18 protein-coding genes are annotated in these 23,984 nt (G+C 69.3%); 10 read left to right on the plus strand and 8 right to left on the minus strand.

Annotation, left to right across the window (positions count from 1 at the left end):
• Positions 1–170: 170 nt before the first annotated feature.
• Both AC07PR_RS23995 and AC07PR_RS24000 read right to left on the minus strand, forming a co-directional pair.
• Entirely contained in the window at positions 171–581 is a 411-nt protein-coding gene (locus tag AC07PR_RS23995; protein ID WP_431101367.1) for a hypothetical protein, read from the minus strand.
• Complete coding sequence (locus AC07PR_RS24000) at positions 578–1,513, minus strand: endonuclease/exonuclease/phosphatase family protein (protein ID WP_495136797.1); 936 nt, start codon at positions 1,511–1,513, stop codon at positions 578–580. The genes AC07PR_RS23995 and AC07PR_RS24000 overlap by 4 nt, the downstream gene beginning before the upstream one ends.
• A gap of 225 nt (positions 1,514–1,738) precedes the next feature.
• On the opposite strand from AC07PR_RS24000, the gene AC07PR_RS24005 reads away from it, so the two are divergent.
• Entirely contained in the window at positions 1,739–3,166 is a 1,428-nt protein-coding gene (locus AC07PR_RS24005) for an aminotransferase-like domain-containing protein (RefSeq protein WP_483108626.1), read from the plus strand.
• An 87-nt stretch (positions 3,167–3,253) separates the two neighbouring features.
• Here the strand turns inward: AC07PR_RS24005 and AC07PR_RS24010 are convergent, their stop codons facing one another.
• Complete coding sequence (locus tag AC07PR_RS24010; RefSeq protein ID WP_495136798.1) at positions 3,254–4,165, minus strand: bestrophin family protein; 912 nt, start codon at positions 4,163–4,165, stop codon at positions 3,254–3,256.
• A gap of 13 nt (positions 4,166–4,178) precedes the next feature.
• Positions 4,179–6,566, minus strand: coding sequence for an FdhF/YdeP family oxidoreductase (locus AC07PR_RS24015; protein WP_495136827.1), 2,388 nt, complete (start codon positions 6,564–6,566; stop codon positions 4,179–4,181).
• Positions 6,567–6,897: 331 nt separating this feature from the next.
• Here AC07PR_RS24015 and AC07PR_RS24020 point away from each other — a divergent pair, with 331 nt between their 5' ends.
• Both AC07PR_RS24020 and AC07PR_RS24025 read left to right on the plus strand, forming a co-directional pair.
• Positions 6,898–9,396: a GAF domain-containing protein gene (locus tag AC07PR_RS24020; protein WP_377158168.1), complete on the plus strand. Its 2,499-nt coding sequence runs from the start codon at positions 6,898–6,900 to the stop codon at positions 9,394–9,396.
• Positions 9,389–10,996, plus strand: a complete 1,608-nt coding sequence (locus AC07PR_RS24025; protein ID WP_483108628.1) for a CHAT domain-containing protein — start codon at positions 9,389–9,391, stop codon at positions 10,994–10,996. Before AC07PR_RS24020 ends, AC07PR_RS24025 begins: the two co-directional genes overlap by 8 nt.
• Here AC07PR_RS24025 and AC07PR_RS24030 read toward each other — a convergent pair.
• Positions 10,974–12,143, minus strand: a complete 1,170-nt coding sequence (locus AC07PR_RS24030) for a ComEC/Rec2 family competence protein (RefSeq protein ID WP_495136799.1) — start codon at positions 12,141–12,143, stop codon at positions 10,974–10,976. The genes AC07PR_RS24025 and AC07PR_RS24030 overlap by 23 nt on opposite strands.
• Before the next feature lie 23 nt (positions 12,144–12,166).
• Positions 12,167–13,294 (minus strand): patatin-like phospholipase family protein, encoded by a 1,128-nt coding sequence (locus AC07PR_RS24035; protein ID WP_495136800.1) that lies wholly within the window; start codon positions 13,292–13,294, stop codon positions 12,167–12,169.
• Between the two features lie 300 nt (positions 13,295–13,594).
• On the opposite strand from AC07PR_RS24035, the gene AC07PR_RS24040 reads away from it, so the two are divergent.
• From AC07PR_RS24040 to AC07PR_RS24055, 4 genes are all read left to right on the plus strand, one after another.
• On the plus strand, positions 13,595–14,413 hold the full coding sequence (locus AC07PR_RS24040; protein ID WP_495136801.1) for an alpha/beta fold hydrolase: 819 nt from the start codon (positions 13,595–13,597) through the stop codon (positions 14,411–14,413).
• A 73-nt stretch (positions 14,414–14,486) separates the two neighbouring features.
• The gene (locus AC07PR_RS24045) at positions 14,487–15,188 is read left to right on the plus strand and encodes a heavy metal response regulator transcription factor (RefSeq protein ID WP_495136802.1); all 702 of its coding nucleotides are present in this window, start codon (positions 14,487–14,489) and stop codon (positions 15,186–15,188) included.
• Between the two features lie 67 nt (positions 15,189–15,255).
• Positions 15,256–16,713 carry a heavy metal sensor histidine kinase gene (locus AC07PR_RS24050; protein ID WP_495136803.1) on the plus strand — a complete coding sequence of 486 codons (1,458 nt, stop codon included), beginning with the start codon at positions 15,256–15,258 and terminating at the stop codon, positions 16,711–16,713.
• A 105-nt stretch (positions 16,714–16,818) separates the two neighbouring features.
• Positions 16,819–18,336, plus strand: coding sequence for a methyl-accepting chemotaxis protein (locus AC07PR_RS24055; protein WP_495136804.1), 1,518 nt, complete (start codon positions 16,819–16,821; stop codon positions 18,334–18,336).
• Positions 18,337–18,499: 163 nt separating this feature from the next.
• Here the strand turns inward: AC07PR_RS24055 and AC07PR_RS24060 are convergent, their stop codons facing one another.
• Entirely contained in the window at positions 18,500–19,609 is a 1,110-nt protein-coding gene (locus AC07PR_RS24060) for an alkene reductase (RefSeq protein ID WP_495136805.1), read from the minus strand.
• Between the two features lie 156 nt (positions 19,610–19,765).
• Between AC07PR_RS24060 and AC07PR_RS24065 the strand changes: the two genes are divergently transcribed.
• Both AC07PR_RS24065 and gph read left to right on the plus strand, forming a co-directional pair.
• The gene (locus AC07PR_RS24065) at positions 19,766–20,698 is read left to right on the plus strand and encodes a LysR family transcriptional regulator (RefSeq protein WP_377158153.1); all 933 of its coding nucleotides are present in this window, start codon (positions 19,766–19,768) and stop codon (positions 20,696–20,698) included.
• Positions 20,699–20,718: 20 nt separating this feature from the next.
• On the plus strand, positions 20,719–21,378 hold the full coding sequence (gene gph, locus AC07PR_RS24070; RefSeq protein WP_495136806.1) for a phosphoglycolate phosphatase: 660 nt from the start codon (positions 20,719–20,721) through the stop codon (positions 21,376–21,378).
• Positions 21,379–21,422: 44 nt separating this feature from the next.
• On the opposite strand, the gene AC07PR_RS24075 is transcribed toward gph, so the two are convergent.
• The gene (locus AC07PR_RS24075) at positions 21,423–22,103 is read right to left on the minus strand and encodes a chalcone isomerase family protein (protein WP_495136807.1); all 681 of its coding nucleotides are present in this window, start codon (positions 22,101–22,103) and stop codon (positions 21,423–21,425) included.
• Between the two features lie 391 nt (positions 22,104–22,494).
• On the opposite strand from AC07PR_RS24075, the gene trpE reads away from it, so the two are divergent.
• The gene (gene trpE / locus AC07PR_RS24080) at positions 22,495–23,979 is read left to right on the plus strand and encodes an anthranilate synthase component I (protein ID WP_495136808.1); all 1,485 of its coding nucleotides are present in this window, start codon (positions 22,495–22,497) and stop codon (positions 23,977–23,979) included.
• The last annotated feature ends 5 nt before the right edge of the window (positions 23,980–23,984 follow it).

Below are 23,984 nucleotides of genomic sequence, written 5' to 3' on the forward strand. Positions count from 1 at the left end.
CCATCCGCCGAAGCCGCGATGGGGTGAACCCGCCTTCCGGGATCGACGGCCGCTGCGTATTCTTTCGTTCATGCGGTCCGGGTTTCTGGTGGTGGATCTGCAGAGGCGCAAGCCGGACGTCAATGGGTAAGGCGGACATTCGAAAGGATGTCCGCCTTCGTCTTTTGGGCTCACCGGTTGGCGAAGTACTGGATCGCGCGACCGACGCGGGCCGTTTCGAGAAGGTTGCCCAGCTCTTCCAGCAACTCGTCGCCATCGCCGCAGTAAAGGCTTTGGAACTCGTAGACCAGGTGCGTGGCGTATCCACCGTTCGAGCCGGTCTCCCAACCCGCGATGACTCGTCCGTCACGGTCGTCCTCCGTGCTCTGGATGACGAGCCGGAGGGGCACGCTTGCGAGTCGCATCGCCTCATCTTCTTCGGCGTTGTGGAACTTGCCGACGAACAGCTTGCCCTTGCCGGACGTGCTGCGGCGGATGGCTTCGTCCAGCTTGCCGAGGATGCGCTCGATCTCGGCGAGCTCTCCATCGGCTGTGGTGGCGTTGTCGATGCCGGCGCGGATGTGGCTGTCGAAGTCGATCATGGGTATTGCCTTTCAATGTGTCCGACGATGGGAAGGTGATCGAAGATCCGTCGCGTCGAGCGGATCTCGATGCCGGCCTGGGCTTCAGGGACGACACGCGTGGACGCCTCGTCCAGGCGCCAGCCGGACGTGCCGAAGAGCACTGCGGAAGAGACGATCAACTGATCAAAGGTCCGCCACCAGGTGTCCCTGCCACCACGATGGAAGTAGGTGCCCGGATCAGCGGCATGGTGTTTGACGAGTCGATGCTCGAACGAGCTCAGGTGTCGCCAGAACGGGTTGTAGAAGAGCTTCGGATTGCGCTTGATCTTGTCGTGGTCCCTGGTGGCACGCAGATAGCGCTCCAATCCTTCATCGAAGGGTTCGTCATTGAAGTCGCCCACGAGCACGATGTTCGGATGGGAACTGCCGCGGAAGATCTTGTTCTCGATCCAGTGGCGGAGGAACGCCGCGATGTGGGTTCGTCCACTGTCATGGCGATCCAGGTGCAGACGGCTGGGCCAGTGCGAGACGATGAGATGGATCCACTGGCTGTCGTCCCACAGGCGGACCGCGAAACGCAGGCCTACCTTGGTCACCGACTTCCCGTCTTCGAGCAGGATCGGATCCTGGAACTGGACGTGCACGTAGTCCTTGCGACTCAAGACGCACACGGAGAAGCGGCTTTTCCCCGCAGGGTGGCAGGCCGGCAGCCATGTATAGCGGGCGACCGCATCCGGGCACGTGTCCCGCAGGGCGGCGATGGCGCTGTCGGACATCTCGCCCAGGATGATGATGTCGGCCAGAACCACGTTCATCAGCCGCATCAGTACATCGGCCGCGGCCAGGGCGACGGCGTCGCTGATCGTGGCGGCCACGTGCGCCGGCGAGAGTTTGGTGTTCCACCATGCGATGCGCAGGCCCGTCTCGGGCGGAATGGGATCGGGAGTCATGGGCCGAAGCATGTCCTTGGCAGAGTCTGTTCCACATCGCCGAGCCCTGGCTGCCGGCGCCTGCTCCACTGCGAAAATTCGCGGGGAGGGCAGTCACTCTACGGGGGTGGAATTCGCGATGCCAGCGTTGGAGCGCTCTCGAATTGGTGGACTTTCAAGCCTCGATACCGCTCATAAACTAGCGCACCCACCGATACCTGCGGTGGATACTCTCAACCGCGCTCCATGAAGCTCTACGAGACGCTCGCCGACGACATCGAACGCCAGATCCGCAGTGGCGTCTTCCGCCACGGCGACCGGCTGCAGTCCGTGCGAGAGACCAGCAAGCAGCGTCAGCTCAGCGTCACGACCGTGCTGCGCGCTTATGTGCTGCTCGAGAGCCGGGGACTCATCGTCAGCAAACCGCAGTCCGGGTACTACGTCCAGATCAAGCCCGGCGCCGCCGAGCTCGAGGCGCCCGCCACGCCGCGGCCGATCGCCGTCTCGTCCTCGGTCGACGTCAGCCGGCTCGTGCTGTCCACGCTGCGCTCGATCGCCGCGCATGACGCGGTGCCGCTGGGCTCGCCGTATCCGGATACCGGCAGCTTCCCCTTCGAGAAGCTCAACCGCTACGCCTTCGCCGCCGGCCAGGATCCGGCGCTGCGCACGCTCAAGGACGCGCTGCCGCCCGGTCATCCGCTGCTGATCCGCCAGATCGCGCGTCGCTACCTCGACAAGGGCCAGGCCGTCGATCCGGCCGAGATCCTCGTCACGATGGGTGCGACCGAGGCGCTCAACCTCTGCCTGCAGGCCGTGGCCAAACCCGGCGACGTGATCGCCGTCGAGACGCCGACCTTCTACGCGATGCTCCACGCCATCGAGCGCCTGGGCATGCGCGCGCTGGAGATCCCGACCGATCCGGTGCGGGGACTCGACGTCGACGCGCTGGCCGCCATCGCCGCGACGCAGCCGATCGCCGCCTGCATGGTGATGCCGAACTTCCAGAACCCGCTCGGCTTCCAGATGCCGGACGAGCGCAAGCGCGCGCTCGTCGCGCTCGCGACGCGGCTCGACATGCCGCTGATCGAGAACGGCGTCTACAACGAGCTCTACTACGGCGCCGTCGCGCCCAGCACCCTCAAGGCCTATGACACGCGCGGCCTGGTCCTGCACTGCGGCACCTTTTCGAAGACGCTGGCGTCGACCTTCCGCATCGGCTGGGCGCTGCCGGGCCGCTATCGCGACGAGGTCGAGAAGCTGAAGTTCCTCAACACGCTGACCACGCCGCCGCTGCCGCAGGTCGCCATCGCGCGCTTCCTCGAACGCGACGGCTACGAGGCCCACCTGCGTCGACTGCGCAAGACCTTCGCGCAGCAGGCCAACCTGATGCGCGCGATCGTGCTGCGCTTCTTCCCCGAAGGCACCCGCGTCTCGACGCCCGTCGGCGGCTACGTGCTCTGGGTGGAAATGCCGCCGGCCATCGATGGATTGCGGCTCTACGAGCTCGCGCTGGAGCGCGGCATCACCATCGGGCCCGGCTACATGTTCTCGGTGAGCAACAGCTATCGGCACTTCATCCGGTTGAACTACAGCACGCCGTGGTCCAAGGACATCGAGCAGGCGGTGATCACCGTCGGCAAGCTGGCCGCCACGTGCGCGCGACAGAACTGTTGAGACGATCGACTCGGTAGCAGGCAGGCCTGGCTTCCTGCGCAAGTCGGGCAGACCAGGCAGATCGAGCGGATCCAGCGGAAGCGTCGATCAGGTCAACTGGAAGGCCTCCGTCGGCGTGACGCGCTCCGGCATCGCGCGCCCGCTCAGGGCCAGTACCGAGCGCTCGATCCCCCGCGCCATCGCATCCAGCGCCAGCGCGTTGGGCGCCAGGCCGAAGGGCTCGGCGACCTCGTTGGCCACCGCTTCCAGCGCGATCAGCGTGTAGGAGAGGAACACGCACAGCAGCGGCGTGAAGAACTCCGTCGCGTCCACCAGCCCGAAGGGCAGCAGGACGCAGTAGGTGTAGACCGTGCGATGCAGCAGCACCCCGTAGGCGAAGGGGATCGGCGTCGACGCAATGCGCTCGCTGCCGCCGATCGCCTTGCCGATCTCCGTCAGCTGCGTGTCCAGCGTCCAGAAGCGGGCATCGCCGAGGTGGCCGTCGTCCTGCAGCGCGCAGAGCCGCTCGCGCACCGCGTGCAGCGCCGCGCTCGAGGTCTGCGGATCGCGCCGCAGCCGGAACGCCTCGCGCTGGCCGACCAGGCGCACCAGGTCCTCCTCGGGATCCGTGCCGCGCAGCTCGTGCTTCAGCGCGTAGACCGCCGCCAGCAGCCGATCCGTCGCCGGCTGCGCCATCGCCTTGTCGGGCAGGTAGCAGAGCAGCCCGGACACCAGCGCGCGCGAGGCGATCAGCAGATTGCCCCACAGATGCCGGGCCTCGTTGAAGCGCTCGTAGCTCGCGTTGTTGCGGAAGCCCAGGAAGATGGCCAGCGTCAGACCGAACGGCGTCATCAGCGTCGCGTTCAGCGGGATCTTTTCGCCGAAGACCTGGCCGTGCGTCGCCACCGCCAGCACGCTGACCGCCGCCATGAAACCCAGCTGCGGGAGGATGGACGGCAGCACCGAGCCGTGCCACACGAACAGCAGCCGGAACCAGCTCTGTCTTGGTCGGATGATCATCGCGAATCTCCGATCAGGCGGGCGATGCGGAGGATGCGACCGAGATCGCCGATGCCGCCGATGCCGCCGATGTCGTCGGCGCCGCGGCCATCGCGGGCGTGGCGGCGGCCAAGGCCGTGGCCGTCCGCACCAGCCGCACCGGGATCGACTTGTACGACGGCGTGCCGCTGTCCTGGTCGATGTAGTCCAGCGGCGCCAGCACGTTGGCCTCGGGGTAGTAGGCGGCGACGGAGCCGCGCGCGATGTCGTACTCGATCACCGTGATGCCGGGCAGTCGCAGCGACCGGCCTTCGGCGACGGTCTCGATGTCGACGACGTCGCCGTGCTCCAGGCCCTGCGCGGCGAGATCGTCCGGATGCATGAACAGCACGTCGCGCCGGCCGAAGACGCCGCGGTAGCGGTCGTCCAGGCCGTAGACCGTCGTGTTGTACTGGTCGTGGCTGCGGATCGTGACCAGGCGCAGCGCGTCGGCGGACCAGGGCTCGTAGCGCTCGCGCACGCCGCGGAAGACCGAGAACATCGCCTTGCCGGTCGGCGTCGGCCAGCGGCGCTCCGTCGGCGGCAGCGGCATCCGGAAGCCGCCGGGCGTGCGGATGCGGACGTTGTAGTCGTCGAAGCCGGGGATGGTCCGTTCGATCAGGTCGCGGATGCGGTCGTAGTCTTCCACCAGCGCGTGCCAGGCGACCTTGCTGTGCGGCAGCGTCGCGCGCGCCATGCCCGCGACGATCGCCGGCTCCGAGCGCAGCTGCGCCGACGCCGGCCGCAGCCGCCCCGCCGAGGCGTGCACCATCGACATCGAGTCCTCCACCGTGATCGACTGCGGCCCGCTCGCCTGCAGGTCGAGCTCGGTGCGGCCGATCACCGGCAGCAGGAAGGTTTCCTTGCCGACCAGCAGGTGCGAGCGGTTCAGCTTGGTGCCCAGGTGCACGCTCAGCGCCAGCGACTTCATCGCCGGGAAGCAGCGTTCGGGATCGGGCAACGCGACGGCGAAGTTGCCGCCCAGGCAGATCAGCGCCTTCGCCTCGCCGGTCTCCATGGCCCGCATCGCCTTCACCGCGTCGTGGCCGTGCGCCCGCGGCGGCGTGAAGCCGAAGACGTCCTCGAGCCGGTCGAGGAAGTCCCCGGACGGCTTCTCGGTGATGCCGACGGTGCGGTTGCCCTGCACGTTGGAATGCCCGCGCAACGGGCAGATGCCGGCGCCGGGCTTGCCGATGTTGCCGCGCATCAGCAGCAGGTCCGCGATCAGCCGCACGTTGGCGGTGCCGGTGTTGTGCTGCGTCACCCCCATGCCGTAGGTGACGATCGTCGCCCCGGACCTGGCGTAGGCCTGGGCCACGGTCTCCAGGTCGGCGCGGCGCAGGCCGGACTCGTCCTCGATCTCGGCCCAGGAGGTGGCGTACAGGTCCTCCACCAGCGCGTCGAAGCCGCTGGTGTGCTCGGCGATGAAGTCGCGGTCCAGGATGCCGGCACCCTTGCCGGCCCAGGCGTCCAGCGCCAGCAGCGCCTTCATGATGCCCTTCAGCGCGGCCGCGTCGCCACCGGCCTTCACCTGCAGGTAGGTCGACGCGATGTCGGTCGAGCGGTTGGTCGCCATCTCGACGACGTCCTGCGGATCCGCGAAGCGCTCCAGCGCGCGCTCCTGCAGCGGGTTCAGCACGATGATGGGCACGCCGCGGCGGGCGCACTCGTGCAGCGTGCCCATCATCCGCGGGTGGTTGGTGCCGGGGTTGTGGCCGATGGACAGGATCAGCTCCGTCGACTCGAAGTCCGCCAGCGACACCGTGCCCTTGCCGATGCCGATGGACCGGGGCAGGCCGACGCTGGTGGCCTCGTGGCACAGGTTGGAGCAGTCGGGGAAGTTGTTGGTGCCGTACTCGCGGGCGAAGAGCTGGAACAGGTAGGCGGCCTCGTTGGACGCGCGGCCCGAGGTGTAGAACTCGACGCGGTCCGGCGACGCCATGCCGCGCAGCACCTCGCCGATGCGGGCGAAGGCCGCGTCCCACTCGACGGCGCGGAAGGTGTCGGTGGCCGCGTCGTAGGCCATCGGATGCGTCAGGCGGCCGAAGTTCTCGAGCTCGTGATCGGACAGCGCCAGCAGCGACGACACCGTGTGCCGCGCGAAGAAGTCCGGCGTCACGCGCTTGCTGGTCGCTTCCCAGGTGACGGCCTTGGCGCCGTTCTCGCAGAACTGGAAGGTGGACTTGTGCTCCTTGTCCGGCCAGGCGCAGCCGGGGCAGTCGAAGCCGGCGGGCTGGTTGGTGCGCATCAGGACGATGGGCGCCTCGACGATCTCCATCTGCTGGCGCACCGCCTGCGCGGTGGCGCGCAGCGCGCCCCAGCCGCCGGCGGGGCCGTCGTAGCGACGGATGCCGGGGACTTCGCGGCGGGGGCGGGGGGGCATCTTGCTCATCGGGGACTCCAGGGCTTCCAGGGGGTGGCGCACTCCGGACTCCATGGTGGAGAGCGGCGCCGCCCCGTGGGGCATGCAGTTCGGACCGCCGCAAAGGAGCACAGTTCGCGAGCATCGCGTGGCGCCGCGGCCACGGAATGCCGGCCGGATGTCGGCGGACATCGGGGGAATACCGATGAAATGGGGCCTCCCGGGCCTCGGACCCCTATGTTGTCAGGCGCGTCGGCCGATCAATCGGCGTAGCCTTCAGGCGGTCGGCAGGGATGCCGGCCAGGGATGTCGGCAAGGGAACGAGGGCCAGGGATGGCCAGGAGGCGGCCTCATGGATGACTCCGCACAAGACTCCGCACAGCGACCCACCTCGGCGGCAGCCGCCGCGATGCTGGGACAGATGAAGCGGGCGGTCTTCGACGGCTCGCGGATCGCGGTGATCCAGCGCGACCTCGACAACAACGTGCTCTATGCCAACGCGGCCGCGCTGGCGATGAGCGGGGTCGAGCATGTCGGGCAGTTGCGCCTGGACCGGCTCTTCGCCGGCGAAGCGGGTCGCGTGCTCGACGAGGAGACGCGCGGGCGTCGCAACCGGGAGCTCGGCGCCTACCGCGTCACGCTGACCTGCCAGGACGATCCGGAGCGGCAGGTGGCCGTCGAGGTGACGGGCCTGCCGCTGATGGATGAGCGCGGCACGGTCGTGGGCTCGCTGGGCTTCTTCCGCAGCCTGCAGCACCAGGTGCTGACCGACCAGGTGCGCGCGCTGACGCTGAGCCATGCCGGTCGCCCGGACCTGCTGCCGCTGGTGGCCGAGGCGCTGCGCCGGGAACTGCCCTTCGACCTGATGCTGGTGTCGCGCGTGGTGGAGGACGACAGTGCCTGGGAATCGGAGATCGTCTTCAACCATCCGCCGTTCCGGCAGGACGTGCCGACGGCCTGGTATGAGCTGAACGCCGCGCAACGCGCATTCATGGAAGACAACGACGGCGGCGTCCACGACTTCGAGACGGTGATGAGCGAACCCCCGTGGGCCGACATGGCCGACGAGCCGATGTGCCGGCAGATGCACGCCATGGACCTGAAGTCCAGCATGTGGCGCCGCATCACGCGCGGCGAAGGCGAGGACGAGCGGACCGTCGCGATCATGACGCTGCTCAGCCGCGAGCGCGGCGCCTACGACGAGCAGCACCTCGCGCTGTTCAACCAGCTCCCGCTGATCGAGGCGGTGCTGTGCAGCCTGGACCACGCGGATCGCGAGCGCGACCGCCGCCAGCTGCAGATGTTCCGCGCGCTCAACCGCTGCGTCGACATCCAGGGCGCGTGCCGGTGCCTGTCCGATGCGCTGGTCGAGATCTTCGACTGGCGGCACGTGTCGCTGTTCCGGATCGACAGCGCGCGCGAGGCGATCGTGCGCGTGGCCTCGGCCCGGCTCGGCGACGACGGATTCGCCGTGGACACCGGCGTGTCCTGGGGCGACTACTCGCAGGGCATCGGCCAGGGCATCCTCGGCCGGGTCGTGCGGACGATGCAGCCGCAGAAGATCCCCGACGTCACGCGCGATGCCGAGTACCTCCGGACCCCCGACGGCGAACCGATCCGTTCGGAACTGGCCGTGCCGATCATGTTCTCGGAAGGCGAGCGGGTGCGCTTCATCGTCAACGTCGACGATCCGCGGGTGAACGCGTTCTCCCGGGAACACGTGCGGCAACTGACCGACATCGCGCACGAGGTGGCCGGCGCGATGGAGCGCATCAGCGACCTGACGCTGATGACGGAGTGCGTCAACAACGTCTCCGATCCGATCATCGCGACCGACGCCAAGCTGCGCATCCGCCGCGTCAATCCGGCGGCGGAGGCGCTGTTCGGCGCGGCGCCGAAGACGCTGGAAGGGCGCAGCCTGCTGGAACTGTTCCAGAACCCGGAGCCGCTGGCGGCGCTGCTCGACGGCACCGAGGCGGGGGACCGCATCGGCGAACTGCGCGTGTGCCGCAGGGGCGTCGCCGTCGACGAGGCGCCCGAGGCCGCGATCGCTGCCGTGCCCGACACCTCGTCGGAGGCGGGCGGCCTGCCGGTCTTCATCACGCGGCGCGACTTCCCCGGCAAGCTCGGCGGGCATGTCTTCATCGCGCGCGACCTGCGGCCGATCCGGCGTTCGGTGCAGCTGGAGTTCCTCGAGGAGACCGCCTACGAACTGGCCGTCGAGACGCAGGCGCCGCTGGGCATGGCGATGTCGTGCTTGGAGGATCAGCTCGAGGCGGCGTTCGGCTCGGACGCGGCCCGCGAGCAGGCGCGCGGCCGGGAGCTGCAGACCGTGCTCCGGCAGCTGGGGCGCGTGAAGCACGCGTTCACGCGGCTGGCCATGTACAACCGCGAGGCGCGGGTCGCCTCGCGCGTCGCGAGCACCATCCGGCTGGACTGCGAGATCGACGCGCTGCTGTCCAGCCTGGCTGCATCGGAGCGACGCAAGGTCGTGTTCGAGACCGCGGCGCGCAAGGTGGAGGTGGAGGCCGACCACATGCAGCTGCACATCGTCGTGGAGAGCCTGCTGTCGGTGCTGCTGCGCGCGGCGCCGGAGACGGCGATGGTGCGGCTGACGCTGGTGCCGGACGACGACCTGGTCTTCCTGCGGCTGCGCGGCCGCTTGCCGCCGGCGCGGCGCCATGGGGAGCGCTTCTCCGCGCCCGAGGCGGCGCAGGCGGACCTGCGGCTGGCCAATCCGCTGCTCGGCAAGCTGATGAAGAATCAGGGCGGCGCGCTCAAGGCCAGCGTGCTGCCGGACGGCGACACCGAGTTCGTGCTGAGCTTCCTGCGCAGGAGGGTCCATGGCTGACATCCTCCTCGTGCTCAGCCCGCAGCAGCAGGGCAGCCTCGGCCCGCAGATCAAGAAGCAGCTGCGGCAGCTCGGCCGTCACACGATCCAGGAAGAGACCAACCGCGAGACCGGACTGGAGCTGCTGACCGGCCAGCCCTTCGACTACATCATCGTCGGCAGCCAGCTGGCCGACGACGCGGGCGCGGTCGTCGCGGAGGACGGCGGCCTGGCCTTCTGCCGCGAGGTTCGCGTGCTCGGCAACACGCCGATGATGCTGCTCGCGCCGGCGATGACCACCGAGCTGAACATGGCCTGCATCCGGCTGCGGGTGACGCTGCATGCGGATCCGGCGTCGGCCGGGAGCTTCGCGCTGGAGCTGCTGGGTCTGGAGTCGTCCGAAGCGGAGGGCTCCGGCGCGGGTGGCGATGCAGGGGGCGGCGCCGGGACCGGCGCGCTCGCGGGCCGCGGGGGCCGGGCACGCGTCGCCGCGCTGAATCCCTGCCTCGACATCCGGGTCTCCGCGATCGCGGACAACTGGCGCTTCGAGATGCATGGCATCGACTTCCAGTTCCAGGGCGCGGGGCCGCTGACGGTCAGCAAGTCGGCACGGCTCGACTGGCAGGCCCAGTACATGCACGAGCCGGACTGGTACAAGGAGTTCTCCCGCATCGGCAAGAGCATCCGCATCGCCCTGTGCGAGGACCAGGAGAGCTTCCGCCTGCAGCGCGAGAACGCGCGGCTCAAGGCCTTCCAGCAGCTCGGCGAGGCCGGCAAGGACGTGACGGACCGCATCACCTTCGAGGTGTCGGAGGACTGCTATCCGCTGCTGCTCGAGGCGATGTTCGAGCCCTCGCAGGAGGTGCCCTGGCTGGCCAAGGCGGCGTCGATGTCGCGGCGGCTCGCGGCCTCGAAGGAGAGCCAGAGCAGCCTGTTCGCCGGCCCCGTGGCGGCCCGCCGCGCGCTGCTGATCTGCGCGGACACGCACGGCACGGCCTACGACGACCAGCTCAAGGGCGGCGCGCTGCAGCTTGCGCCGCTGACGGCGGTCCGGCGCGAGTGCGCGCGCGTGAAGAAGCTGCTGACGCGGCCCGACCCGCGCAGCGGCCAGCCGCTCTTCCACGAGCGCAACGTCAGCGTGATCGGCCTCGACGGCCCGCTCAGCCGCGAGAGCCTCGTGGCGGCGCTGGGCGACGGCGGCTGGGACCTGATCCACTTCGCCGGCCACACCTGCTTCCAGCCGGCCGGTGCGCGGCAGTTGGGCGGGACCGGCTTCCTGTTCGTCGGACCGAAGGAAGAGCCGCAATGCGTCGACTTCGGCGACATCCTCAGCTACCTGCGCGACACGCGCTTCGTCTACCTGAGCAGCTGCGAGAGCGGCAACTCGGGCTTCGCGACGCTGGCCGCCGAGGCCGGCATCCACGCCGTGCTCGGTTATCGCTGCCGGGTCAACGACCGCACGGCGGCCGTGCAGGCGCTGCTCTTCTACCGGATGCTGCAGCGCAGCCGCTCGCTGGACGCGGCCTTCGGGCACGCGCGGCGGCGGCTCTACCGCCGCTACGAAGGCCAGGACAACGCCTGGGCCTCGGCGATGCTCGTCACGTCGGGTGTCCCGTCATGAGGTCGAGCGAGAGGCCCGCCGCGGCGTCCGCCGGGTAGAAGGCCTCGTGGCCGTGCGCGGCGCGCATGGCCGGCTCGTCCCACGGCGCCGTGCGCGCGGAGCGGTAGTTGAAGAGCAGCCGCGCGCCCGGCACGTTCCTCACGATGGTGTGGATCGCCTCGTCGTCGGGGTGGTTGAAGATGCTGCCGTCGGTCGAGACCAGCCAGGTGGTGCACTCGATCCGGCTGAGGAAATCCTCGCTCAGGTTGGCGGCGGAGCCGTGATGGGCCATCTTCACCGCGTCGAGTCGCAGGCGCGGTTCGCCCGCCGCGCCGGCGAGGCGTCGCAACGCGGCGGTCAGCGTCGGCGCGTGCGCATCGCCGAGCAGCGCGATGCGACGGCCCTGGTACTCGGCGACCACGGCGATGCTGGAACCGTTGGCCACGGCGTTGTCGATGGGCCCGAGCGCCAGCGCCGTCGAGGACAGCATCTCCTCGGGCTTCGGACGCCGGCGCAGTCCGCCGGAACGGAACGCGGCGCGGCCTTCGAGGCGAGCGCCGAGTGCCGCTTCATCGGTGGCGTCCAGCTCGGCGCGCTCCAGCGCGCGGTCCCACGCGGCGCGCAGCTTCTCGAGCTTCTCCAGCGTCGGCGACAGCAGTGTCAGGCGCAGGCCGCCGGGCAACTCGCGCACGGGCAGCGGGCCGATCGCCGGCACGAAGATCGGCGCGCCCTGGAAGGCCGCGTTCCACTGCCGGTCCTCGATGCGGACGCTGATCATCGAGCCCTGCAGCGCGCTGCGCTGGGCGTTCACGTCCGCGGCACCGTGGCCGCCCGTCGCGCCGGGCCGGGGCGGCGGCGGCTCCTTCAGCGGCTGCGCGATGTGCGGCCAGCCGTTGAACCAGATGTCGCGGAAGGTGGCCAGCTCGCGGTGGTTCAGCAGCTTGAGGCAACCCTCGATGTGATCGCCGTCGACGTGCGTGATCACGAGCAGTTCCAGCTCGCGCTCGTCGTCGGGCAGCGCGGCCAGACGTTGCGACAGCGCGCCGTACGCGCCGATCGGACCGCCGTCGATCAGCACGCGATGCGGTCGCGCGGCGTCTCCGTACTCGAGCAGCAGGCAGTCGCCATGGCGCGCCGGCAGCAGCTCGATGCGGAAGATGTCGGCCATGGCGCGGCGTCAGCCGGGCTTCCTCAGTCCAGCGCGTGCTTCGGATACGGCCACGCCGGCGACTGGTGCCGCAGCGCCACGTGCGGTGCGCGCGATCTCACCGCGGCGTCGCTGACCGCATAGCCCCAGTTGATCAGCTCGCACTGTTCCTGCTCCTTGAAGCGGTCGAGCCGGGTCCGGATCGCGGCCAGGTCGGCGACACGCGCGGGAGCAACGGGCAACTGGGCCTCTTCGGTGGCCGGGTAGTCGGCGATGTCGGTGTCGATGGCCCAGAACGCGCCCTTCGCGTCGCCGCGGGCGTAGGCCGCGATCAGCATGCGCTTGCGCAGCGCCAGCGCCTGGTTCAGGCCGATGTCCATCGTGCGCATGATCTGGCGCGGCGCCATCGTGCCGATGCCCGCGTCGATGTCGAAGGGCTTGCCGGCGTCGCTGACCAGCACCGTCTCGTAGCGGCCCCAGACCGTCTCCAGCCCCAGGTTGTCGTAGACGCCGCCGTCGGCCAGCATCAGCCGGCGGCGGTAGTCGATCTGGTCGTAGAGATCGGCGCCGTCGACCTTCGTGAAGTCCTCGGGGTGGACGTCCAGCTCGATGGGCGCCAGCACCGGGGGGAACGCGCTGGAGCAGGCGACCGCCGTCGCCACGTCGAAGCGCGGCTTCGGGATCAGGCCGATGCGGTAGTCCCCCGCATAGGGCTTGGAGAAGCGGAAGCTCACCCCGGTCGCGTAGTTGGTGGCGTTGAAGACGAAGCGCGGTTCGTCCGGCAGCGACTGCAGCGAGACGTCGAGGCCCAGGCGCTTGCGGTACTCGTCGGCGACGGCTTCTCCGGCCGAGCGGAACGGATTGAACGCGCCGGACAGCACCGAGGCGACATCGATGTTGCGCGCGCAGAACTCGCGCAGCGGCGCGGCGACCTCGGCCTCGAAGAGCGCGGAGCGGCCGTCCTCGCCGAACGCGAGCCGAGGCCAGCGCACGGCCAGCAACCCCGAGGCGATGGAGCCGCCGGACACGCTGGAGATCCGCGCCAGCCTGCCCAGCACGCCGAGCTCATTGAGCCGCCACAGCACGCCGACGTGGAACAGCACGGCGCGGAAGCCCCCGCCCGAGAGTGCCAGCGCGATGCCGCTGGTGCGCGCGTCATGGTCGAAGGGCATGGCGGTCTCCCGCAGTGTGGATCGTTGAGCCTAGGCCTCGCATGGGCGGTCCGCAATCTGTCAAGTTGGGGGTGCCGGCCCGGATGCCGCAGGGAGACGGGACGCGCGACGGCGCAGGGGTGGCGGCCGGCACCTGCCCGCGAAGATTTCAAACTTGTCATGTGGCTGTGCGTCTGGCGTGGGAGCCCGGTTTCTACAGTTCATTCCAAGCAGTCGGCACCGGGCCGCTGCGACTCTCACCCGAATCTTCCCTATAGCCAGGACGCCGATGACGGCGTCCGATCCACGCGAAAGAGCCTCATGAACCGCAAGACCTTCCTCGGCCAGCTGATGGCCACCGCCTTCGTCGCGACCGTGTCCCTCGGCGCCGCGCATGCCGAGACCGATGCCGCGCCTTCCCCGCAGTCCGCGCCCGTCACGGCCAAGTCCGCGCCGATCGCCGTCCACAACGTCGTGCTGGTGCACGGCCTGTACGCCGACGGCTCCAGCTGGGGCAAGGTGATCCCGCTGCTGCAGGCCAAGGGTCTGCACGTGACCTCGGTGCAGAACCCGCTGACCAGCCTGCAGGACGACGCGGACGCCGTGAAGCGCGCGCTGGCGCAGCAGGACGGCCCGACGCTGCTGGTCGGCCATTCGTATGCCGGCATGGTGATCACCGAGGCCGGCGCCGATCCCAAGGTCAGCGGCCTGGTCTACATCGCGGCGCGCGCGCCGGACGCCGGCGAGGACTACCCCGCGCTGACCCGCAAGTTCCCGACGGCCCCCGCGGCCGCCGGCCTGAAGTGGAGCGGCGACTGGGGCAGCCTGTCGCAGGACGCCTTCTTGAAGGACTTCGCGGGGGACCTGCCGTCCGCCGAGGCGCTCAGCTACTTCGCCGTGCAGCAGCCCTTCGCCCGCGCCGTGGCGAGTGGCAAGACGACGGTCGCCGCGTGGCGCGTGAAGCCGAGCTGGTACGCCGTGTCGACGCAGGACCGGACCATCAACCCCGAGCTTCAGCGCTTCATGGCGCAGCGCATGGGCGCCGCGACGATCGAGCTGAACGCCAGCCACGTCTCGCTGCTGTCGCAGCCGCAGGCGGTGGCCGACCTGATCGTCAAGGCCGCGCAGGGCCAGCGCTGACTTGCTGCCGATAATCCGCCACGCGCCGCCGCCGGGCAGGGAGCCCGGCGGGGGCGGCGATCAAGGAGCAGACATGCGTGTCCTCGTCGTCGAAGATGAACCGAAGCTCGCCGGTTACCTCCGCAAAGGACTGACGGAGAACGGCTACGTCGTCGACGTGGCGGCTGACGGCATCGACGGCCGCCACCTGGCGCTGAATGGCGAGTACGACCTGATCGTGCTCGACGTGATGCTGCCGGGCATCGACGGCTTCAGCGTGCTGAAGGCGATCAAGGCGGAGAAGGACGTCGCCGTGCTGATGCTGACCGCGCGGGACGGCGTCGAGGACCGCGTGCACGGCCTGCAGGAGGGCGCCGACGATTACCTCGTCAAGCCCTTCGCGTTCTCGGAGCTGCTCGCGCGGCTGACCGCGCTGCGCCGCCGCGGCGTGCGCTCGGGGTCGGGCGCCGGTGCGGGCGGCATGTCGGAAACGATGCTCACGCTCGGCGATCTCCAGCTGGATCTCGCGCGACGCAAGGCCCTCCGCGGCGGTCAGTCCATCGCACTCACCAACAAGGAGTTCCAGCTGCTCGCGCTGCTGATGCGGCGTCGCGGCGAGGTGCTGTCGCGCACCGTGCTCGCCGAGCAGGTCTGGGACATGAACTTCGACAGCGACACCAACGTCGTCGATGTCGCGGTGCGGCGTCTGCGCGCGAAGGTCGACGACCCGTTCGAGACCAAGATGCTGCGCACCGTGCGCGGCATGGGGTATGTGCTGGAGGTGCCCTCGACATGAGGCGCCCGGTGCCGCCGTTCCTGCCGATGCGATCGACCCGGCCGATCGTGCTCACGAAGGCGTCCCGATGAGCGCGGGCCGGCTGGGCTCGATCTCCGCGCGGCTGGTGCTGATGCTGGCGCTGGTGGCGGTGGTGGTGTTCTCCGCCGCCGGCTTCCTGCTGCACAAGGCGTTGGAGCAGGTGCTGATCGCCGACGAGCGCGCCGACCTGCTCGGCAAGACGGAGGTCGTGAAGCACTTCATCGGCGAGGCGCGATCGATGGACGATCTGCCGATGCTGCGCCGCCATCTGGCGGCGACGAGCGTCGGCGGGCGCTTCCGCTGGAACGTGTGGCTGATCGGGCGCGACGGCGCGCTGCTGTACGGCGCGGAACCCATGCCGCCGTCGGTGCAGCGCGACGGCGACAAGGTCTGGCTGCGTCGGCAGGATGGCGTCGAGCTGCGCGGCGCGCATTTCCGTCTGCCCGATCACGCGGTGTTCCCCGATGCGCAGGTGCTGATCGGGATGGACCCGAGGCCGCGCCAGCAGATGCTGTCGACCTACGACGACGCGGGCCTGATGGTCGGCGTGGCCGGCGTGCTGTGCACGATCGCGCTGGCCTGGCTGGCGACGCGGCGCGGACTGCGCGCGTTGTCGGCGCTGTCGCGCGAGGCCGCGGTGATCCAGCCCGGCGCGCTGTCGCGCCGGCTCACGCTGCCCGAGGACAGCGCCGAGCTGATGCCGCTGGCGCAGCGCTTCAACGAGGTGCTGTCGCGGATGGAGGAGGCGTGGCACCAGCTCGAGGGCTTCAACGCGAACGTCGCCCACGAGCTGCGCACGCCACTGGCGATCATGATCAACGGCGCCGAGGTGGTGTTGTCGCGGGACCGGCCGGAGGCCGAGATGCGCGACGTGCTGGAGTCCCACCTCGAGGAGCTGCGTGGCATGGCGTCGATGATCAACGACATGCTGTTCCTCGCGCGCGCCGACCAGGGCGACGCGGCGGCCGACCTCGTCGAGCTGTCGCTGCGCGACGAGGCACTGGGCGTGGGCGAGTTCGTCGAGATCCTGCTCGACGAGAAGCACCAGCGGCTGGCGGTCGAAGGCGACCATCGGATGCCGGTCAACCGCGCGCTGCTGCGACGGGCGCTCGTCAATCTTCTGACCAATGCGTCGCGGCACGCACCGGAAGGCGCGACGCTGACGGTGCGGATCGAGCGCGCCGGGGAGGGTCAGGGCTTGCGCGATGTGAGCAGCGGTGAGGGCATGACGGGTGACGCCGGCGGCGCGAAGATCGTCGTGATCAACCCGGGCGATCCGATTCCCGAGGACATTCGTCGGCGCATGTTCGACCGCTTCTGGCGCGGCGAGTCCTCGCGCTCGAAGGCGGGGGACCGCTTCGGCCTCGGGCTGGCCATCGTGCGCGCGGTCGCCCGCATGCATGGCGGCGAGACCTTCGCGGCGTCGGCCGACGGGAAGACCGAAATCGGTTTCACGCTCCGGACCCCGATCCGTGCGGTTGTGACGGATAACACCGTGCGTTAGCCGGGGCCTGGGCTCGGCAGGCGCGGGAACTGGCCGATAAACCCGGATGGCCCGTTCGGGCCATCCCGTCCGCCGCGTGCGGCCGCCAGCCTTCCACACGTCCTCATGAAACTCCGAACCCGAATCCTCTTCCTGTGTCTTGCCGCGCTGATCGGCATGGTGGTCCTGGCCGCGGTGTCCCTGACGACGCTGCGCCAGACGATGATGAAAGAGCGCACCGCGCAGCTGTCCACGCTGGTGGTGCTGGCGCAGTCGGCGCTGGAAAAGCTGCATGAGCAGGAGACCGCGGGCAAGATCACCCGCGAGGAGGCGCAGAAGCAGGGCAAGCTGATCATCGGCAGCTTCCGCAAGGACGAGCTCTACTTCTTCGTCCGCGGGTACAGCGACGACGTCAACCTCGTCCACCCGAACCCGAAGCGCGTCGGCATCGTCGACGCCAAGGGCGGCAAGGAAGCCGGCGTGCGCTACCGCACCGCGCTGGAAGGCAAGAAGGTCGGCACCGTGATCGCGCTGGGCACGCGGCCCAACACGAAGGACGAGGTCGAGAAGCTCTACGCGGTGGTCCGCTTCGAGCCTTGGGACTGGATCATCGGTTTCGGCGATTACATCGATGACATCGACAACGCCTTCTGGCGCAGCGCCGTGGTGCTGCTGTCCATCGGCCTGGCGCTGATGGCGGTGGTCGGCGTGCTGGGTTGGCGCCTGGCCGGCAGCATCTATCGGCAGCTGGGCGGCGAACCGGCGTATGCCGCGGACATCGTCCACCGCATCGGCGCGGGCGACCTGAACGTGGCGGTCGACCTGCGCGGCGCGCACGCCGACAGCCTGCTGTCCGCGATGGACCGCATGCAGCGCAGCCTGTCGACGACCGTCGGCCAGATCCGCGGTTCCACCGACACGATCGCGACGGCCGCCGGCGAGATCGCCGCCGGCAACCGCGACCTGTCCTCGCGCACCGAATCGCAGGCGAGCGCGCTGGAAGAGACGGCGGCCTCGATGGAAGAGCTGACCGCCACGGTCAAGCAGAGCGCCGACAACGCGCGCCAGGCCAACCAGCTGGCGATGTCCGCGTCCGAGATCGCGGTGCAGGGCGGCAAGGTGGTCGACGAGGTGGTGGCGACGATGGCGTCGATCAGCAGCTCGTCCAACAAGATCGTCGACATCATCGGCACGATCGACGGGATCGCGTTCCAGACCAACATCCTGGCGCTGAATGCGGCGGTGGAGGCGGCACGGGCCGGTGAGCAGGGGCGCGGCTTTGCGGTCGTGGCCTCGGAGGTGCGCACGCTGGCGCAGCGCAGCGCGACGGCGGCCAAGGAGATCAAGACGCTGATCGGCGACTCGGTGCAGAAGGTCGAGGCCGGCGGCGTGCTGGTCGGCCAGGCGGGCGCGACGATGTCGCAGATCGTCGGCAGCGTGAAGCGGGTCACCGACATCGTCGGCGAGATCTCCAGCGCCAGCCAGGAGCAGACCGCGGGCATCGAGCAGATCAACCAGGCCATCGCGCAGATGGACCAGGCGACGCAGCAGAACGCGGCGCTGGTGGAACAGGCGTCCGCAGCGGCGGAATCGCTGGAGCAGCAGTCGCAGGTGCTGGTCACCGCCGTCGGCGTCTTTTCTTGATTGCTGACGGCCGCGGCCGCTGGCCCTCACCCCCACCCTCTCCCGCAAGCGGGAGAGGGAGCAAGAGGAGCCAGCGCCACGAGTCGAACCGGCCGGACTTCCTCTCCCGCTTGCGGGAGAGGGAAGGGGTGAGGGCCCGCAGCCTCACGCATGAACTGACGGACTACGCGGCAGCTTGCTCGCTGAACTGCGTGTAGCCCTCCGCGCCGCCGCCGAAGTACGCCGACTGCGGCGCGTCGAACAGCGGCAGATTGCCCTTCAGACGCTCGACCAGATCCGGGTTCCCGATGAAGGGCTTGCCGAAGGCGACCATGTCCGCGTGACCTGAGGACGTGGCATTCAACGCGCGCTGGCGGTCGTAGCCGTTGTTGGCGATGTAGGCGCCGCCGAAGGCGTAGCGCAGCGCTTCCACGTCGAAGGCATCGGCGCCGTTGCCGGCATGCAGCTGACCTTCCACCACATGCAGATACGCCAGTCCACGCTCGCCGAGCTTGCGGGCTAGGTAGCCGTGGGCCTCGGCCGGCGTGCTGTCGATCGGCGTGTCGCCGATCGCCGTCGACAGCGGCGACAGGCGCAGGCCCACGCGGTCCGCGCCCCACACTTCGGTCACGGCATCCACGACTTCGAGCACGAAGCGCGCACGGTTCTCGATCGATCCCCCGTACGGGTCGGTGCGACGGTTGGTGCTATCGCGCAGGAACTGCTCCAGCAGATAGCCGTTGGCCGCGTGGATCTCCACGCCGTCGAAGCCCGCGAGCTTCGCGTTGACCGCGGCGCGGCGGTAGTCCTCGACCAGGCCGGGGAGCTCGGACAGCGCCAGCGCGCGCGGCGCCGACGGCGGCTCGAAGCCGGCCTCGGTGAAGACGACCGTGCCCGCCTGGAGGGCGGACGGCGCGACCGGCGCGGCGCCGTCCTTCTGCAGGCTCACATGCGACATGCGGCCCACGTGCCAGAGCTGCAGCACGATCTTGCCGCCGTCGGCATGCACGGCATCGGTGACGCGCTTCCACGCCTCGACCTGCTCGGGCGTGTAGATGCCCGGCGTCCACGCATAACCGCGGCCCTGGCGGGAGATGTTGGTCGCCTCCGCCACGATCAGCCCGGCGGAGGCGCGTTGACGGTAGTACTCGACGGCCAGCGGCGACGGCACGCCGTCCGCGCTGGCGCGGGAGCGGGTCAGCGGCGCCATCGCGACGCGGTTGCGGACGTCGATCGCGCCGATGCGGCCGGGGGTGAAGAGCTTCTGGTCGGAGGCGGCGATGGGGGTGGACATGACGGTTCCTTTCACGTTGAGTCGGAGCGTGGTGAGCCGTCTGATGTCAGAGGATTCGTGTCGGCGGCTCGATGACAGGACGAAGTCTGGGCATCGGCGCCACATTCATCCAATTTATCCGTTGAACAACAGATATGCGTCGGGCAACATGGCTGGATGCGATACGACCTGAACCTGCTGCCGGTCTTCCTGGCGGTGATGGAGGAGCGCAGCGTGACCCGCGCGGCGCAGCGGTTGGGCATCACGCAGCCGGCGCTGTCCAACGCGCTGACGCGGTTGCGGGCGATGCTGATGGATCCGCTCTTCATCCGGGAGCGCTACGGCATGCAGCCGACGCAGAAGGCGGAGGAACTCGCGCCGATCATTGCCGCCGCGCTGGCCAGCCTGGATGCGGCGATCCTCGGCCAGCAGGACTTCGATCCGGGGAAGTCGACGCAGCTGGTGACGCTCGCGCCGAACAGCTATGTCGAACTGGTGCTGGTACCGGCGATCGTCGCGCGGCTGCGGCAGCGGGCGCCGAACATGGCGGTGCGGCTGACGCCGTTCGGCACCGACCTGGCGGAGACCGGCGTGATCTCGGGCTCGACGGCGATGGTGTTGGGCCGGGTGGTCGAGCCGCCGGACAACCTCGTGGTGCAGAAGGTGATGGAGGACGGGCTGGCGTGCATCGTGCGGCGCGGACATCCTGCCGTGGACCGCAAGCTGACGCGCAAGCAGTACGAGCAGCTCAAGCACGTGAACGTGCTGCCGCCGGGCCGGTTGCGCGTGGGGCTGTTCCAGGCGCTGGAGAAGCAGGGCCTGAAGCGCGAGGTCGCCGTGTCGGTGACGCACTTCCTGGCGGTGCCGGAGGTCGTCGCGGTGACGGACTACTGTGCGACGCTGCCGGCGCAGATCTGCCGCAAGCTGGCCTCCGACAAGCGGCTGAAGGTGCTGCCGTCGCCGGTGGACCTCGGCACCTTCCCGGTGGAGATCGCGTGGCACGTCAGATACCGGGACGATCCGGCGCACCGGTGGTTGAGGGCGCTGGTGGCGGAGGTCGCGGCCGAGGTGGCGGCGCAAGGCGAGGTGGCTTCGTCGAAGAAGGCGTAAGGCGCGGCTAGGATGACGGCATGCCTGCTCTCGATCCGACTCCCACCGCCTTCATGCTCGACCTCGACGGCACGCTCGTCGACACGCTGGGCGATTTCGTCGCGGTGCTGAACCGCGTGATGGCCGACATGGCCTTGCCCGCCGTCCAGCGCGACTTCATCGAACACACGATCGGGCAGGGCAGCGAGCATCTGATCCGCAGCGTGCTCGCCGAAGCCGGCGCGCCTCAGGAACACTACGAGCAGGCCTGGGCGCTCTACCAGCGCCACTACGAGGTGCTCAACGGCGAGCACGCCGACGTGTTCCCCGGCGTGATCGAAGGGCTGGACGCGCTGAAGGCGCTCGGCCTGCCGATGGCCTGCCTGACCAACAAGCCGGCCGCGTTCGCGCGGGAACTGCTCAAGCGCAAGGGCTTGGACGGCTACTTCGACCGTGTCTTCGGCGGCGACGACTTCGAGCGCAAGAAGCCCGATCCGATGCCGCTGCTCAAGACCTGCGAAGCGCTCGGGTCAGCGCCCGCGACGACCTGGATGATCGGCGATTCCAGCAACGACGCCCGCGCCGCGCATGCCGCCGGTTGCCCGATCGCGCTCGTCAGCTACGGCTACAACCACGGGCAGCCGATCCGCGAGGTGCCCGCGGAGCGCTACATCGATCGGCTCGACGAACTGCTCGACTGAGCGTCCGGGAAGCGCCGCCGGGAAGGGCTCGGAGGAGGGGCGCTTCAGCGCCCGCTGCCCGCCGCGTTGCGGTTGCTCGCCACCGCCTTCGCGCCGCCGAGCAGCGCGACCTTCAGGTCGCTGTCCGCCGGCGACTTACCCAGCCAGATCTTCAGCAGCACGTTGAAGAAGTCCTCGCCCTTGATCGGGTCGCCGGGGATCAACTGGCCGTTGACGAAGACCACCGTGCCCGTCCCGGGGATGTAGTCCACGCCGAAGCTCTCGCCCGTCTTGAGCTTCTTCTTCTGCACGAAGATCTCCGACATGCGCAGCACGCCGGAGATCGACCGTCCGAATTCCTCGCGCGACGCGTTCTGCTCCATGCCCTTGGTGAAGAGCTTGCCCAGCTCCTCGCCGTCGATGTCGCGCAGCATCTGGATGTGGATGCGCTTGGGCCCGTTGTTGGCCAGCACGGCCTCCGGCGTGGTCGCCTTCGCGTTCATGTAGAGGCCGGCCGTGTAGACCTTGAAGATCGCCTTGTAGCGGATCCCCGCGCCGTTGAGCAGCAGCTTCTGGCCGGCCACCTCCACGGTGCCGTCGTACTTGACGCCGGCCACCTCGATCGGCGCGGTGGCCGCAGCGGCCGCGGAGGCGGCCGGGGGCGTCGACTGGGCCGACGCCGCGAACGGCGCCAGCATCGCGATCGCGAGCACGCCCGCGGCCTTCAGGACTTTGCGCTTGGACATGTTGTCTCTTTCCCTCCAGGGGTCGGCCGGCTCCACGGTCGGCTCTGGATGCGAAGTATCCGCCAGGCACCCGAAGCGGGGCCTCCGGGAATCCTCCTGCTACGCCGCCTGCTACACTGGTCCGCACCATGTTTATCACGCGCAAGCACATCAAGGGGTCGAACGACCGGGGAGCCTGGCCCTGGCGATCCTGGCACGACTTCACCTGAAGCCGCCTGATGCTTGCCACCCGCCGTCCACCCCTATCCCCCGGACGCGGGAACCGTCACACATCCTCTGCACCCTACCGTACGGGGCAGGTCCAACAGGCGACCTGAGTTACCGCTTGCGCGCGCGTCGTGATGCCCTGCGTCACTGACGACACGCCGCAACCGACGAGAGGTTTGACGACGTGATCACCGAACTGGAATTCCAGAGCCTGGCCGCCGACGGCTACAACCGCATCCCGCTGATCAGCGAGGCCTTCGCGGATCTCGAGACCCCGCTCTCGCTCTACCTGAAGCTCTGCGCCGGCAACGGCCCGGGCCGCCACAGCTTCCTGCTGGAATCGGTGGTCGGGGGCGAGCGCTTCGGCCGCTACTCCTTCATCGGCCTGCCCGCGCGCACCGTGCTGAAGAGCGAAGGGCCGGTCACCCGCGTGATCCGCGACGGCGCCGTGATCGAGACCCACGAGGGCGACCCGCTCGCCTTCATCGAGGCCTACCAGCAGCGCTTCAAGGTCGCGCTCCGGCCCGGCATGCCGCGCTTCTGCGGCGGACTGGCCGGCTACTTCGGCTACGACGCCGTCCGCTACATCGAACCGCGCCTGGCCGGGTCCACCCCGCCCGGCGGCCTGCCGACGCCCGACGTGATGCTGCTGCAGTGCGAGGAGCTGGCCGTCATCGACAACCTGTCGGGCAAGCTCTACCTGATCGTCTACGCCGACCCTGGTCAGTCCGAGGCCTACTTCAAGGCGAAGAAGCGCCTCACCGAGCTGAGGGACAAGCTGGGCTATTCGGTCGCCGCGCCGCGCGTCGCGCGGGCGCAGGCGCATCCGGTCGAGCGCGAGTTCGCCAAGGCCGACTTCCTCGCCTCCGTCGACAAGGCCAAGGCCTACATCGCCGCCGGCGACTGCATGCAGATCGTCTTCGGCCAGCGGCTGAAGAAGCGCTACACCGAGTCGCCGCTGAGCCTCTACCGCGCGTTGCGCTCGCTGAATCCCAGCCCCTACATGTACTTCTACGACATGGGGGACTTCCAGATCGTCGGCGCCTCGCCCGAGATCCTGGTGCGCCAGGAGCAGACGCCCGACGGCCGCAAGGTCACGATCCGTCCGCTGGCCGGCACGCGTCCGCGCGGCGGCACGCCGGAGCAGGACCAGGCGCTCGAGGTCGAGCTCAAGGCCGATCCGAAGGAACGTGCCGAGCACCTGATGTTGATCGACCTGGCCCGCAACGACATCGGCCGCATCGCGCAGACCGGCAGCGTGAAGGTGACGGACGCCTTCGCGGTCGAACGCTACTCGCACGTGATGCACATCGTCAGCAACGTCGAGGGCATCCTGAAACCTGGCATCGGCAACATGGACGTGTTCCGCGCCAGCTTCCCCGCCGGCACCTTGTCGGGCGCGCCCAAGATCCGCGCGATGGAGATCATCGACGAGCTCGAACCCGTCAAGCGCGGCATCTACGGCGGCGCCTGCGGCTACCTGAGCTTCGGCGGCGACATGGACCTGGCCATCGCGATCCGCACCGGCATCGTCATGGACCAGGTGCTGTACGTGCAGGCGGCGGCGGGCATCGTGGCGGACTCGGTGCCCGAGCTCGAATGGAAGGAGACCGAGGCCAAGGCGCGCGCGCTGCTGCGCGCCGCGGAACTGGTCGAAGAAGGCTTCTGAAGCTG

The sequence above is a fragment of the Roseateles sp. GW821-FHT09H11 genome, from assembly GCF_059415845.1.